This is a genomic window from Nonomuraea sp. GTA35, from assembly GCF_041950525.1.
Lineage (GTDB): Bacteria > Actinomycetota > Actinomycetes > Streptosporangiales > Streptosporangiaceae > Nonomuraea.
The window spans coordinates 139,851-153,671 of sequence record NZ_JBGNUV010000020.1; the positions used below are offsets into that span (position 1 = coordinate 139,851).

A 13,821-nucleotide genomic window follows, 5' to 3' on the forward strand; every position below is an offset into this window, starting at 1 on the left:
TACTGTCAGCCCATGGATCCCCTCGGCATCGATGGCGTCTGGCGCCACACGCCGCCTGTCCACTCCGATCCCCGCGGCTCGTTCTACGAGGCCTTCCGCGCCACCGACCTGCCCGGGCGGCGGTTCGACCTGGCGCAGGTCAACTGCTCCGTCTCGGCCCGCGGCGTGCTGCGCGGCGTGCACTTCGCCGACGTGCCGCCCGGGCAGGCCAAGTACGTGATGTGCCTGTCCGGCAGCGTCATGGACGTCGTCGTGGACCTGCGTACGGGCTCGCCCACCTTCGGCCGGTGGGAGGGCGTGACGCTGGACGACGTGACCAGGAGCGCCGTCCTGGTGGCCGAGGGCCTCGGGCACGGGTTCATGGCGCTCAGCGAGCGCGCCACGGTGATGTACCTGTGCTCCGAGCCGTACGCGCCGGCCCGCGAGCACGGGGTGCACCCGCTCGACCCGGCGATCGGGATCGCCTGGCCGGCCGGCATCGAGCCCGTGCTGTCGGAGAAGGACGCCAAGGCCCCCACGCTCGACGAGGCGCTCAGGGCCGGGCTGCTGCCGGACTACCGGGCGTGCCAGGAGTTCTACGCGACGCTGCGCTGACGGCCGGCGCCTCACGCGACGCTGCACTGACGGCTCCTCGACAGGACGGGCCAGGCCGCGTGCAGCGCCGTGCGCCAGTGCCGGATCGGCTCCCACCGGGTGTGCGCCAGCACGCTGTTGGCCGGGCGCCGGGCCGGGCGCGGGAAGGCCGAGGTCGGCACCGGGCGCACCCGCTCCGGGTCCTGGCCCAGCAGCGTGAAGATCTCCCTGGCGAACCCGCACCAGGTCGTCTCCCCCGCGCTCGTGCCGTGGTAGACGCCTGGCGGCAGGTCCGACTGCGCCAGCCGGACGAGGTAGTCGGCCAGGTCCGCGGTCCAGGTGGGCTGGCCGCGCTGGTCGTCCACCACGTCCAGGGCGGGCCGCTCCCCGGCCAGCCTGATCATGGTGGTGGCGAAGTTCGGGCCGTGCGCGCCGTACAGCCAGGCGGTGCGCACCACGTAGTGGCCGTGCTCCAGCACCGCGAGCTCGCCCGCCAGCTTGGTCCTGCCGTAGGCGTTCACCGGCCCCGTCGGCGCGTCCTCGGCGTAGGGCGGGCCCGCCGCCCCGTCGAAGACGTAGTCGGTGGACACGTGCACCAGCCGGGCGCCGACGCGGTCGCACGCCTCCGCCAGCCAGCGGGCGGCGTCCCCGTTGACCGCCAGCGCCTCGGCCTCGTGCGTCTCGGCGTCGTCCACCGCGGTCCAGGCCGCGCAGTTCAGCACGGCCCTGGGCCGGTAGGCGGAGACGAAGTCGTGCACCGCCCGCCTGTCGCGCACGTCCAGGTCGGCCCGGCCGAGCGCGAGCACCGGCTCGCCCGTCAGCGCGGTCCTGCCGAGGACGTCGGCGGCCAGCATGCCGCCCGCCCCCGTGATGAGCCACCTCATGCGGCCTCCCGGCCTAAGCGGGTGATCAATGACTCCACCAGTCGCGGTGCGTGGCGTACCAGCGGACGGTGTCCTTCAGCCCCTGCTCGAACGGGATCTCGGGGCGGTAGCCCAACGCCCGCAGCTTCGAGTCGTCCAGCGAGTACCTGCGGTCGTGGCCCTTGCGGTCGGCCACGTGCGCGACCATGTCCCAGTCCCTGCCGCAGGCTTCGAGCAGGCGCGCGGTGAGCTCCTTGTTGGTCAGCTCGGCCGTGCCCGCGATGTGGTAGATCTCGCCCGGCTCGCCCTTCTCGGCCACCAGGCGGATGCCCGCGCAGTGGTCCTCGACGTGGATCCAGTCCCGCACGTTGCCGCCGTCGCCGTACAGCGGCACCTTCCTGCCGCGCAGCAGGTTCGTGACGAACAGCGGGATGAGCTTCTCGGGGTACTGCCTGGGCCCGTAGTTGTTGCCGCAGCGGGTGATCGAGACGTTCAGCCCGTACGTGATCGCGTACGCGCGGGCGATCAGGTCGCCGCTCGCCTTCGACGCCGCGTACGGCGACCGGGGCCGCACCGGCGCGGCCTCGTCCCAGGACCCGATGTCGATCGAGCCGTACACCTCGTCGGTCGAGACCTGCACCACCTTCGGCACCCCGGCCTCCAGGCACGCCTGCAGCAACGTCTGCGTGCCGAGCGCGTTGGTGCGCATGAACTCGGCGGCGCCCTCGATCGACCGGTCCACGTGCGACTCGGCGGCGAAGTTGACCACGAGGTCGTGGCCGGGGACGACCCGTTCGAGCAGCTCGGCGTCGCAGATGTCCCCGTGCACGAACTCGTGCGGCACCCCGTCGAGGTTGGCGCGGTTGCCGGCGTAGGTGAGCTTGTCGAGCACGGTCACGTACGCGTCGTGGAGGTTCCGGACGTAGTGGGAGCCGATGAATCCCGCGCCGCCGGTGACCAGAATTCTTGTCATGAACTGATCTGTACCTTGCTGTGATCGCCCAGTACGAGACGGTGGGCTCTGGGCGTGTTGGGCGCCGGGGTGACCTCGACGTCGTGGCCGATCAGCGACGACTCGATGCGGCCCACCCCGGCGATGGAAGCGCGGGGCAGCACGATCGAGTACTCGATCTCGCTGCCGGTGACGGCGCAGGAGGCGCCGATGGAGGTGTACGGGCCCACGTAGCTGTCCTGGATGCGGGCCCCGGCGCCGATGATCGCCGGGCCTACCACGCGCGAGCGCTCGACCACCGCGCCCGGCTCGATCGCGACCCGGCCGATGAGCTCGCTGGCCTCGTCCACCCGCCCGTCGATCCTGGGCTCGACCGACTCCAGCACGAGCCGGTTGACCTCCAGCATGTCGGTGACGTTGCCGGTGTCCTTCCAGTAGCCGGAGATCACCGAGGACTCGACGCGCTGCCCCGACTCGATCAGCCACTGGATGGCGTCGGTGATCTCCAGCTCGCCCCGCCACGACGGCTTGAGCTCCGCCACCGCCGCGTGGATGGCCGGGCTGAACAGGTAGACGCCCACCAGGGCCAGATCGCTCTTGGGCCGCTCGGGCTTCTCCTCCAGGCCGATCACGCGCCCTTCTTCGTCCAGCTCGGCCACCCCGAACTGGCGCGGGTCGCCGACCCTGGTCAGCATGATCTGCGCGGCGGGCCGTTCCCTGGCGAACCGGTCGACCAGGCCGTTGATGCCGCCCACGACGAAGTTGTCGCCGAGGTACATGACGAAGTCGTCGTCGCCCAGGTAGTCGCGGGCGATCAGCACGCCGTGGGCCAGCCCGAGCGGGGCCTCCTGCCGCAGGTACGTCACCTGCAGCCCGAACGCCGAGCCGTCGCCCACGGCCGCCTCGATCTCCGCGTGCGTGTCCCCGACCACCAGGCCGAGCTCCTGGACCCCGGACTCCGCGATGGCCTCCAGTCCGTAGAACAGGACCGGCTTGTTGGCGACGGGGACCAGTTGCTTGGCCGACGTGTGCGTGATGGGGCGTAGCCGGGTGCCCGACCCCCCGGCGAGCACGAGTGCTTTCACCGCTAGTAAGCCCCTTCTCCACGGGTGACGACGGACCAGGTCTTCCACAGGATCTGCAGGTCGAGGATGAGCGACCAGTTCTCCACATAACGCAGGTCGAGGCGTACGGACTCCTCCCACGTCAGGTCGGAGCGCCCGCTGACCTGCCACAGCCCGGTCATCCCCGGCTTGACCACCAGGCGGCGGCGCACGTCGGCGCCGTACGCGGCGACCTCTTCGGGCAGCGGCGGGCGCGGGCCGACGAGGGACATCTCGCCGCGCAGGACGTTCAGCAGCTGAGGCAGCTCGTCGAGGGAGTATTTCCGGAGAAAAGCCCCTGCCCTGGTGATCCTTGGATCGTTCCTAATCTTGAAGAGCACTCCGTCGAACTCGTTCGCCTCGAGCAACGTGCCCTTGAGCCGCTCCGCGTCCACCACCATGGTCCTGAACTTCACCAGACGGAACTCTCTGCCGCTCTTGCCGACTCTTGTCTGGTAGAAGAACGCGGGGCCGGGGCTGGTCAGCCGGATCACCAGCGCGATCGCCAGCAGCGGCAGCGCCAGCACCAGCAGCGCGAGCCCCGCCCCCAGGCGGTCGAAGACGGTCTTCACGAACTGCCGCATCCCGTCGAACTCGGGGTGCTCCACGTGGAGCAGCGGCATGCCCGCGACCGGCCTGATGCTGATCCGCGGCCCGGCCACGTCGAGGAGCGCGGGCGCCACGAACAGGTCCGTGCGCGCGGTCTCCAGGCTCCACGCCAGCCGGCGCAGCGCGGCGCCGTCCAGCTCCGGGCAGGCCAGCACGGCCACGGCGTCGGCCCGCTCCCGCTCGACCACGGTGGCCACGTCGCCGAAGTCGCCCAGCACCGGGATGCCGTCGAGGTCCACGTCCATGGCGTTGCCGGGCAGGCAGGCTCCCACCACCCGCATCCCGTGGTACGGCTGGCGCCTGAACTGCATCACGAGGTCGAGGATCGACTCCCGGTGCCCGACCGCGATCACCTGGCGCATGTAGTCGCCCACCGCTCTGCGCCGGTGCAGCCGCTTGCGCATGCGATAGCGGTAGTACAGCGTCGCGAGCAGGGCCAGCGGCAGCATCGCCATCACGAAACTGCGCGCGATGGCGGCCTGCGTGGCATAGGCCATGATGGCGACGGCCGCCATCAGCCCGACGCCGCCGTTGAAGACGGCCTTGAACTCCTCGGTTCCCTCGCCGTTGGCGCGCTGGCGGTACGCGCCCCCCATCCACAGTGCGATGGGCCAGGCGATGACCAGGCCGAATCCCAGCAGGAACTCGGCCGGCGGAATGTACGCGCCGGCGATCAGCCGGATGCCCAGCACACACACGCATGCGAGCAGCGCGCACACCGTGTCGCCGGATAACAGAAGCCGTAAGTACGCACGCGTCCAGATGCTCGACGCGCGGCGCGGTACGGCCTCGAGGAGCACGACAGCGGACTCCCCAGTCCCCACCCTCATAGCACCACCCTGACAACTCTGTGCACCGCGATAACTTGACGTTCCTTGAACCACATGGGTTGACAAGTCCCACGCACAATCAAGGGCGGCGGCCCCCACTAAAGAGTAAAGATCAATTCCGGCATGAGGAATACCGGCAAATGTCCACATTCGGACGATTGTCAGACCCCGCAGGGGCTTGACGGAACGGTCCACAGGTGTCAGCAGTTGATCAGGGAAATGCCAGATTTACTGCGGTATTTCGGCAGGTTGCCGATTTATGAAGGACTAGTCGTACTCCAGGTCCGGCAGCGCCGACGGCGGGTCGGGGCTGCGCCAGACCACCACGACGCCGTCGTGCGCGGAGTCGGCGGCCAGGGTCAGCCGGTCGAGGTCGAAATCCGGAAGGTAACGCAGGCGGGCGAGAAACGTGGCGTCCGTGGCCGAGCGGGGCACGACGCAGCCCTCGCCGTCACGATCGAGCAGGATATAGAGGACGTCTTCCCCGGATTCGGTGACGACACGGACCTCCACCACGTCCTCCCACGCGAGGGCCTCGACACTACCGTCCGCATAGTGACGCGTGACGCCCTCTTCCGTGACATACACGTAGGAGTCCGGCATCGGATTGCCGTGCATGGCCGCGATTCTTGCGAGTTACGGGGCAGTCCCGCAAGGGTTCGCGCTCAAAGGTGCCGATGTACTCGGCCGTCGCCGCCCCACGAGTGGCTCAGATGCGCGGCGACCGCCGCCCGCGCGGCCTCCTCCGGGCCGTTCGCGAGGGCGTCGAGCAGCTCGCGATGCTCGGCGACGAGCACGTCCCTGTCCTGGTAGACCTCGCGCAGCCGCACCAGCCCGAGCCGCGTCTCCGCGGCCAGCACGCCGTAGAGCCGCTCCAGCCGCGGGCTGCCGACGGCCTCGACGAGCGCCTGGTGCAGCGCCATGTGCTCGGCCACGGTCTCCGACCAGGGCGCGTCCGCGGGCAGGGCGGCCATCCGGTGCAGCGCCGCCTCCGCCTCGGGCACCGTCCGGCCGACCACGGCCCGGGCCATGAGGTCCTCCAGGGGGCGGCGGACGTACATGAGATCTTCGAGGTCCGAAAGCGTCACTTCCGGGACATAGGCGCTGCGGTTGCGCTCACGTCTGAGCAGCCCTTCGTGGACCAGGCTCGCCAGCGCCTCCCGCACGGTCGGCCTGGCGACGCCGTACGACGCGGCGATCTCCTGCTCGGGCAGCGCGGTGCCGGGCGGGATCTCGCCGGACAACACCCTGCTGCGCAGGGCGTCGGCGAGCGCGCCGACGGTGGAGACAGGTCTGAGCGGCAACGTCACGGCTGCGACTCTAGCTCCCTTTCCGGCATGCGCTCCCTCTCGCGCCCCCTTTCCGGTACGGCCACCGCCACCAGGCTCAGCCCCAGCAGCACGAGCCCCGCGATCGAGACCGGAGCCAGCCGCTCGCCCAGCACCACCAGCCCGAGCAGCGCGGCGACGGCCGGCTCGGCCAGGGACAGCGTGGCGGCCGTGGCCACGGGCGTGGTGCGCAGGCCCCGGCCGTACAGGAAGTAGGACAGGGCCGTGGTGCCGAGCCCGAGGTAGAGCACGGCGAGCAGCGCCCGCGGCTCGCCCATCCAGGCGACGCCGCTGACGGCGAGCACCGGCAGCATGATCAGCGCGGCCCCGCCGAACATCACGCCCATCACCGCGTTCGACTGACCGCCCTGGCCGATCGCCCGGGCCGCCATGACGGCGTAGAACGCGTACAGCAGCCCGCCCAGCAGCGCGAGCGCGATGCCGGAGACCACCTGCGCGCCCGCCTCGGCGCCGCCGCCCACGATCAGCGCCGCGCACCCGCAGATGGCGGCCGCGGTGGCCGCGCTCCACCGCCTCGTCGGCCTGCGCCCGTGCAGCACCCAGGACAGCAGCCCGGTGAACACCGGCCCGCTGCCGATCGCGACCACCGTGCCGATGGCCACCCCGGTACGGCTGACGGCCGCGAAGAAGCAGAGCTGGTACGCGGCCACCGCCACGGCTCCCAGCAACAACCCCGGCCTGACGGCCTTGCCCAGCCCGGCCCCGGCCACGAGCGCCAGCGCGGCGCCTCCGATCACCAGCCGGGCGGCGGCCAGCGCCACCGAGTCGGCGGACACCAGCAACCCGGCCGTGCCCGCGGTCCCCCACAGCACGGAGGCGCCCACGACGGCAAGCGGTCCATTCCTCATGGACCCATTGTCAGACAATCAGACACGGTTCGTCTAGTTGTCAGACAATTCTTCCAGCAACTGCTCGATCAGCCGCTCCGCCGGCGCCGCCACCTCCCCCGCGTAGTCGTCGAACGCCGCCAGCCCCGTCTCGATGTCCGGGACGCTCCTGCGGGGCAGCTCCAGCAGCGTCTCCTCCTCGGCCTGGATGCCGCCCTCCACGTGAAAGGCCTTGCCGGACGCGGCGATGGAGACCTCGAACCTGACCTCGCGCCCGTCGGGCAGCATGAACGTGGTGCCGACGCGGACACCCGCCGGCGGGAAGAAAAAGGAGAAGTGCTCGCTTCTCACGAACGGATGGCGTAACTCGGCGAGAATCTCCGACGCCCGGCTCAGAGCCTCCAACAGCCCGGCCGCGGCCAGACTCTCGCTGTCCACCCGCCACAGCGTAGTTCAGCCCGCACAGGCCACGCCAGGTGACCGGCCCTCCCGATCAACCGGCCACCCCAATCAGCCGGCCCTCCCGATCAGTCGGTGGCCAGGCGCGCGTGCCGCTCCACGTCGTACCGGACGCCCTCGTAGCAGAGCTTGCCCCGCTCGATGCCCTCCGGCAGGAACCCGGCCTTCGTGGCGACCCGGCACGACGCCGGGTTGTTCGTCCGGTGCCCCAGCTCCAGCCGGTAGAGCCCGCGCTTGTCGAACGCCCACCGGGCCAGCAGCTCGGTGGCCGCCACCGCGACGCCTTTCCCTCTGGCCTCGGGCACGACCCAGTAGGACACCCATCCGTTGCCGTGGGAGTCGAGCCTGGTCACGGCCACGTTTCCGACCACCCGCTCGTCCTCGACCACGGCGAAGGCGTGCCCGACCCCGTCCCAGGAGGCGATCCAGCCGGAGGCGTCCTTGAGCGTCACGACGGGCCAGGGGGCCTGGTTGCGCAGGTCGGGGGCTTGGAAGGCACGCAGCACGGCGGGCGCGTCGGCCTCGCGCCACTCCCGCAGCCGGACGTTCACAGGGATCACAACGTCGGAGATTACCCGGATTGCACCTTCTTCCCGATCGGGTGGGTCGCCTCGAAGTCGGCCACGAGCTGCTTGGGCGCGGTCAGGCACCACGCCTCGGCCATCAGCTCGAACAGCTCCTCCGCGTCGATCCGGTCGAGGTGGACCACCACCCAGCCGAACCGCCCGGCCGTGAACTGCACCTCGAACACCTCGGGCCGCTCGTTGACCAGCGCGATCTGCTCCTCGATCGTCGCCTTCAGCCCGACCGTCTCGGTCGCCTCCCACAGGTAGCCGAACCCCTTGTCGTGCACCTTGAGGCCGATCCACTCGCCGCCGTGATTCATCCGCACGTCGGGCAGCTCGTCCAGCAGCTTCAGGAACTCATCGACGCTGACACCCATGCCGCCTGTGTACCAGAACCCACCGACACTTCCGACCGTCTTGAGCGATCGCTCAAACACGCCTATATTCGTTTTAAGCGATCGCTCAAATCGAACGTGACGAGGGGTCATGCGGCTGTACATCGAGATCCTGATCAGGGCCGACATGGAGGCGCTGTGGCAGGCCACCCAGCACCCGGCCCGGCACGAGCGCTGGGACCTGCGCTTCGGCAGCATCAAGCCCCTCTCCGGCGGGAGGTTCCGCTACTCGACCCTCGGCATCAGCGGCGTCGGCGTCCACACGGGCGACCGGCACGCCGCCGGCGGCACGTGCACCTCGGCACTGCGCTTCGGCTCGGACCACCCGCTCTCGCCGATCCGCGCCGGCTCCGGCTACTGGCGCTACCTGCCCACGCCGGCCGGGATCCGCTTCCTGACCTCCTACGACTACCGCCCGCACGTCCTGCCGCCCCGGCTCATGTGGTGGGCCACCGCCTGGTCGTTCGACCGGCTGCGCCTGTGGCTGGAGACCGGCAGATCGCCCGTGCGCACCCTCCTCCAGGCCCTGGCGGAAGCAGCGACCAGAACGGCCGCCGTCGCCGTCGCCGCCTGGCTGCTCGGACCGCTGCCCGCCCTGGCGGCGGCGGCGCTCGCCGTCGCCCTCCCGCCCCTGCCGGGCACCCCCGCGGCCCGCCGCTGCCTACGCCACCCCATCGAGCATCCACGGGAGCGACCATGCCCTCGATCTTCCAGCGCGCGCTCGGCCCCGACTTCGCCCGCCTCCACCCCCAGCTCCAGCGCCGCTTCGGCGTCGGGCTCGACAGCGGCGAGGCCTGCATAGGAGAGGGGGTCATGCACCGCGTCTGGAACGCCGGCCTCGCCGTCCGCCCGTTCCTGACGCTCGGCAGCCTCAGGAACATCCTCGTCACGGACACCGGCCGCGACGTCCCCTTCCGGATCGAGAACTACCCGTACACCGACTCGTACGGCCGCGAGACCGTCACCTTCGTGCGCACCTTCCCGCTCAGCCGCTTCGACGCGACCATGATCTACGACGAGGCCGGCGCCCGGGTCGTCGACTACCTGGGCACCCACCAGCACCTCGCCACCCCGCTCGCCCTGTCGGTGGACGAGCGCGGCAGCCTGGTCATCCGCTCGGGCCCGCAACGCCTGCTGGAGGGCCCGCTCGCCGTCCGCATCCCGGCCGCCGCCACCGGCACGGCCCTGGTCACCGAGCAGTACGACGACAGGGCCGGGCGCTTCAGGATCGCGGTCACCGTGTCGAACCCGCTGCTCGGCCGGATCTTCGGCTACTGGGGCAGCTTCACCGCCTCCTACGTGGACGTCGCGGCGCACGGCGTTCCCGCTAGCGTGAGGCCCAGGCGGGAGGTGGCCCGCCTGTGAACGCTTGAGGGAGCCCGGTGGCCGACACCCGTACGAAGCTGCTCGACGCGGCGCTCGAAACGCTCAAGAAGCAGGGGATGGCCGGCGCCTCCGCCCGTACGATCGCCGCGACCGCGGGCGTCAACCAGGCTCTGGTCTTCTACCACTTCGGCAGCGTCGACCAGCTGCTGGCCGCCGCCTGCGAGCACGGCGCCCAGCAGCGCATCCCCCTCTACCGCGACCGCTTCGCCGCCGTGACCTCGCTGCGCGAGCTGCTCGACCTCGGTCGCGAGCTGCACGCGCAGGAGCGCGCGGAAGGCAGCGTCGCGGCGCTGGCCCAGCTCCTGGCGGGCAGCCAGACCGACGAGAAGCTGGCCGCGGCGGTCGTCAAGGGGCTCGAGCTGTGGATGGCCGAGGTGGAGCAGGCGCTGGGCCGGGTGCTGGCGAGCTCGCCGCTGGCGGAGTTCGTGGACGTGACCGGGCTGGCCAAGGCGACGGCGGCGGCGTTCGTGGGGCTGGAGCTGTACGAGGGCGTGGACGCCGACGGCGCGGCCCAGGCACTGGACGCGCTGGAGGAGCTGGCCGCGCTGGTGACGGTCCTGGACGACCTGGGGCCGGTGCTGCGCAGGACCGTGCGGGCCAGGCTCACTCGTAGTATCGGACCTCGATCACGTTCCCGTCCGGGTCAGGAAAGAACATAGTCTCCGGCGCGATGCCCCGGGCGCCGAACGAGTTCGCGCCGCCGCCGGTGATCTCCACGCCGTGCTGCTTCAGCCGCACCTGCAGCGCGTCGTAGTCCTCCTTGCCGACCGCCAGGCAGAAGTGGTTGATCGGGTGCCCGGCGCTGCCCTTCACCCCGGTGCCCTCGTCCACGCCGCGCATCGCCTCGTACGCCATCAGGTCGAGGATGCTCTCGGGCGAGATCCGGACGCTGGGGAACGGCGCCTTCCCGTCGCGGAACTCCTCGGCCCGGACCCCGGGCAGGCCGACCACCTGCTCGTAGAAGTCCAGGGACGCGCGGGGGTCGGAGACCCAGCAGACGAGATGGTCAAGGCGTGCGTGCATACAACACCTTCCTTCGCGTTCCCTCCAATATCTGATGGCCGAATCCTTGTTGTCCACCTAATGCCTCATCGCCCGGCAAATAGCTACCTGACGGAAAGGGCTGGTTCACACCGCGTTCGAGGCCCTCACCACGGCTCCACGTCGAGCCCGGTGGCGGTGATCCAGAGGGCGCGGAACGCGTAGCTCGCCCGCCCGTTGAAGTCGTCCTCCGGCAGCCGCGCGATCAGGTCCAGCGCGGCGGCCACGTGGCCGCACTCGGCCGCCTGCACGACCAGCAGCTCCGTCGGGTGCTCGCGCTGCGTCCGGGGCGTCTTCAGCAGCGTGGCGTAGGCGTCGGCGAGCGCCGCCAGCTCCCCCTCGCCCGGCCGGGCACGCGACGGGTCCCGCCTGGCGTTCGCCTCGGCCTGGGCGAGGTGGTCCTCGTAGGCGTAACCGTCGCCGTAGACCCGCGCCCACTCGCGCACCAGATCCGGCCGGCCCAGGCGGGTGAACACCTCCACCGCCTCCCAGCCGTCGAACCAGCCCTGCGACTGCCACTCCTCCGCCGACGGATCCCGCAAGGGGATGAGCTCGCGGGCGAAGTGATCCCGCCGGGTGAGGATCAGGTAGGCCAGCAGCGGCACGCTGTAGAAGGTGGAGGGGGCGCCGGTGCCCTCCAGCAGCAGCGCGCGGGCCTCCTGCTCCCGCCCGCACTCCAGCAACGCCCACGCCACCGCCAGGCGGTGCTGGCCCGGGTTCGACTCGGGCTCGATCGCCGCACGCGCGCGCCCGAACCACGCCTCGGCACGGGGATCCCCCATCGCCGCGTACGCGCCGGCCACGGACGAGGCCACGAACGCCCCGTTGTACTCGTCGAGCACCGCCTCGACCTTGGCCTCGTCGCCGTCGAAGAACGTGCGCGCCTCGTCCCGCCTCCCGGCGGCGGCCAGGATCATCGCCACGTCGGCCCGCCCGCGTACCTGCTCGTCCGATGACGGGATCGCGTCGAGCAGCGGCCGCGCCCCGGCAGCCTGGCCCAGGCGCGCCCTGAGCCGGGCCGCGTGCCGCAGGTTCTGGCTCACGTGGTGGTCCCAGCCGCCGTGCAGCGGCGTGACCGAGGTGAGCGCGAGCTGGAAGAGGTCCTCCAGCGTGGCGGTGTTCGGCGGCGGCCAGGCCGTGTCCGCCTGCGGCGTGTGGCCGCGGAAGCGCTCCAGGTACTCCTCCAGCGGCGGGCCGAACCGCTCGGCGGCAGTGGCGGCGTCCGGCGCGACGTCGAGCCCGCCCCAGCGCGTCGGCCAGCCGAACCGGCGCTCGACCGTCCAGGCCAGGGCGCCGTCGAGGGCATGCGCGCGGTCGGGCGGGGCGATGACGGGCCCCGGTTCGAAGGCCACGGCCCACGTCTCGTCGTCGAGCGCGAACGTCGGATCGATGCTCGCCCCCTCCTCGTCGCGCACCTCCTCCCCGACGTCCTCGCCGTCGAGCTCCAGCGGGCGCGGCCCGGGCGGCGTGCGCAGGAACGCGAAGTCCCCGGTGATCAGGCCGGTGTCCGCCTGGAAGAAGCGCAGGCCGGTGGCGCCGACCGTGACGATCACACCGTCGGCGCCCCACAACACGCTGCGGGCGTCCGCCGTCGCCTCCACGGCCCCGATCCGGCTCGGCGCGTCCGCGAGGCTCCAGACCTCGACCTGCCCGCCAGCCGTCAGCGCCGCCGCGTGGAGCCCGTCGGGCGACCACGCCCACGCCTCGCCGTCCGTCTCCGGGTCGCTCTGCAGCAGCGCGAGGTCGAGGTCGTAACGGTGCCGGCCCTGGTCGTAGACGGTGACACGGGGACGGGCGTACGCGTCGTTGCCCTCCGGCACCACGACCGCCAGCCGCGTCACGGCGCCGTGGACGCCCCAGGACAGCTCCGACGCGCCCGGATGCCCCGGCAGCTTCGCCACCGTCCAGCCCGTCATGGCGTCACCGATCAGCAACTGCCCGCGGAGCTGGTGGGCGAAGTACCGCTCGTCCCGGCTCCAGGCGGGGGCGTCGCTGCCGACGCCGGCCTCGGCGAACCACAGGACCCGCCCGTCGGAGGCGTCGAGGGCGCAGACCCAGCCGCGCGCGTGCCCGTGGAGCCGCCGCCCGTCGCGTGACCAGAAGGCCTCACGGAGAAAGAGCTCGTCACCTCCGAGCAGCGCCTTGACCGTCTCCGGCAAGGGCTCGGCCAGCAGCACCACGCCCAGGTCGGTCTCGTCCTCGCCGTAGTCCCAGAACACCTCCCCCTCGGCCAGCGGCGCGACGCACCCCTGCACCTCGCGCGGGGAGCCGGTGGCGATGTAGGCGCGCGTGCCGTCGGGCGCGAAGGCGAAGCCGGGCGGGCGCGAACCCCCGTCCGTCACGTACGCCTCGCCGAGCGGATCCGAGCCCTCCGCGAACGCGTCCCACGCCCCCACACCGTTGGTGTTGTACGCCAGCGCGAGCCGCTGCCCGTCGGCCGACCACTGCAGCGTGCGCCTGTACCCGGGCCAGCCCACCCCGCCCATGATCGCGTCGAGCACGTTGACGCACCGGGCGCTGGCCAGCTCCCAGACCTGCAGCACCCCGCCCCGGTCGTAGTCGTCGCCGCACCAGCTGCCGATCGCCAGGTAACGCCCGCACGGGCTGAGCGCGTGCCCGCTGAGCTCGGCGGGGTGCCCATCGGGGTGCCGCAGCACCGCGCCCAGCTCCTTGACCCGCTCGGTCGCGAACCGGTGCGCCTCGGTGATCCCGCTCGTCTGCTCCAGCCGGGTGAGCGCGGTGCGGAGGGGCGGGAGGTCGCGAGCCGGCTCGAACGCCGACCAGTCCGTGGCATGCAGCGCCGCCAGGAACGCGTCCGGATTGTCCGATGGGTTCGTGATCGCCATAGCGGGCGACCTTACTGAAAGA

General features: G+C 71.6%; 16 protein-coding genes. 4 read left to right on the top strand and 12 right to left on the bottom strand.

Annotated elements, in window-relative coordinates; genetic code table 11:
- The first annotated feature begins 12 nt into the window (after positions 1–12).
- Entirely contained in the window at positions 13–594 is a 582-nt protein-coding gene (locus ACBJ32_RS52940; RefSeq protein WP_375133342.1) for a dTDP-4-dehydrorhamnose 3,5-epimerase family protein, read from the top strand.
- A gap of 11 nt (positions 595–605) precedes the next feature.
- On the opposite strand, the gene rfbD is transcribed toward ACBJ32_RS52940, so the two are convergent.
- The 10 genes from rfbD to ACBJ32_RS52990 form a co-directional block, all read right to left on the bottom strand.
- Positions 606–1,457: a dTDP-4-dehydrorhamnose reductase gene (rfbD, locus tag ACBJ32_RS52945; RefSeq protein ID WP_375133343.1), complete on the bottom strand. Its 852-nt coding sequence runs from the start codon at positions 1,455–1,457 to the stop codon at positions 606–608.
- Between the two features lie 25 nt (positions 1,458–1,482).
- Positions 1,483–2,409: a dTDP-glucose 4,6-dehydratase gene (gene rfbB / locus ACBJ32_RS52950; RefSeq protein WP_357888557.1), complete on the bottom strand. Its 927-nt coding sequence runs from the start codon at positions 2,407–2,409 to the stop codon at positions 1,483–1,485.
- Complete coding sequence (locus ACBJ32_RS52955; protein WP_357888554.1) at positions 2,406–3,473, bottom strand: glucose-1-phosphate thymidylyltransferase; 1,068 nt, start codon at positions 3,471–3,473, stop codon at positions 2,406–2,408. Before ACBJ32_RS52955 ends, rfbB begins: the two co-directional genes overlap by 4 nt.
- Before the next feature lie 2 nt (positions 3,474–3,475).
- Positions 3,476–4,930 carry a sugar transferase gene (locus ACBJ32_RS52960; protein ID WP_375133344.1) on the bottom strand — a complete coding sequence of 485 codons (1,455 nt, stop codon included), beginning with the start codon at positions 4,928–4,930 and terminating at the stop codon, positions 3,476–3,478.
- A gap of 267 nt (positions 4,931–5,197) precedes the next feature.
- The gene (locus ACBJ32_RS52965) at positions 5,198–5,548 is read right to left on the bottom strand and encodes a hypothetical protein (protein WP_148433120.1); all 351 of its coding nucleotides are present in this window, start codon (positions 5,546–5,548) and stop codon (positions 5,198–5,200) included.
- Between the two features lie 47 nt (positions 5,549–5,595).
- A complete protein-coding gene (locus ACBJ32_RS52970; RefSeq protein ID WP_375133345.1) occupies positions 5,596–6,240 on the bottom strand; it encodes a GntR family transcriptional regulator in 645 nt (214 codons plus the stop codon).
- On the bottom strand, positions 6,237–7,127 hold the full coding sequence (locus tag ACBJ32_RS52975) for an EamA family transporter (protein WP_375133346.1): 891 nt from the start codon (positions 7,125–7,127) through the stop codon (positions 6,237–6,239). The genes ACBJ32_RS52970 and ACBJ32_RS52975 overlap by 4 nt, the downstream gene beginning before the upstream one ends.
- Before the next feature lie 33 nt (positions 7,128–7,160).
- Positions 7,161–7,544 carry a hypothetical protein gene (locus tag ACBJ32_RS52980; protein WP_375133347.1) on the bottom strand — a complete coding sequence of 128 codons (384 nt, stop codon included), beginning with the start codon at positions 7,542–7,544 and terminating at the stop codon, positions 7,161–7,163.
- 89 nt (positions 7,545–7,633) lie between these two features.
- Positions 7,634–8,125 (bottom strand): GNAT family N-acetyltransferase, encoded by a 492-nt coding sequence (locus tag ACBJ32_RS52985; protein WP_375133348.1) that lies wholly within the window; start codon positions 8,123–8,125, stop codon positions 7,634–7,636.
- Positions 8,126–8,136: 11 nt separating this feature from the next.
- On the bottom strand, positions 8,137–8,451 hold the full coding sequence (locus ACBJ32_RS52990) for an MmcQ/YjbR family DNA-binding protein (RefSeq protein ID WP_375133377.1): 315 nt from the start codon (positions 8,449–8,451) through the stop codon (positions 8,137–8,139).
- Between the two features lie 166 nt (positions 8,452–8,617).
- Between ACBJ32_RS52990 and ACBJ32_RS52995 the strand changes: the two genes are divergently transcribed.
- From ACBJ32_RS52995 to ACBJ32_RS53005, 3 genes are read left to right on the top strand one after another with little or no spacing between them, the layout of a single operon-like run.
- A complete protein-coding gene (locus tag ACBJ32_RS52995) occupies positions 8,618–9,328 on the top strand; it encodes a hypothetical protein (protein ID WP_375133349.1) in 711 nt (236 codons plus the stop codon).
- Complete coding sequence (locus tag ACBJ32_RS53000; protein ID WP_375133350.1) at positions 9,223–9,891, top strand: DUF4166 domain-containing protein; 669 nt, start codon at positions 9,223–9,225, stop codon at positions 9,889–9,891. The genes ACBJ32_RS52995 and ACBJ32_RS53000 overlap by 106 nt, the downstream gene beginning before the upstream one ends.
- 17 nt (positions 9,892–9,908) lie before the next feature.
- Positions 9,909–10,571 (top strand): TetR/AcrR family transcriptional regulator, encoded by a 663-nt coding sequence (locus ACBJ32_RS53005; RefSeq protein ID WP_375133351.1) that lies wholly within the window; start codon positions 9,909–9,911, stop codon positions 10,569–10,571.
- Here the strand turns inward: ACBJ32_RS53005 and ACBJ32_RS53010 are convergent.
- Both ACBJ32_RS53010 and ACBJ32_RS53015 read right to left on the bottom strand, forming a co-directional pair.
- A complete protein-coding gene (locus ACBJ32_RS53010; protein ID WP_375133352.1) occupies positions 10,516–10,935 on the bottom strand; it encodes a VOC family protein in 420 nt (139 codons plus the stop codon). The two genes, ACBJ32_RS53005 and ACBJ32_RS53010, sit on opposite strands and share 56 nt — an antisense overlap.
- 125 nt (positions 10,936–11,060) lie before the next feature.
- Entirely contained in the window at positions 11,061–13,799 is a 2,739-nt protein-coding gene (locus ACBJ32_RS53015) for a WD40 repeat domain-containing protein (RefSeq protein WP_375133353.1), read from the bottom strand.
- Positions 13,800–13,821: the final 22 nt, after the last annotated feature.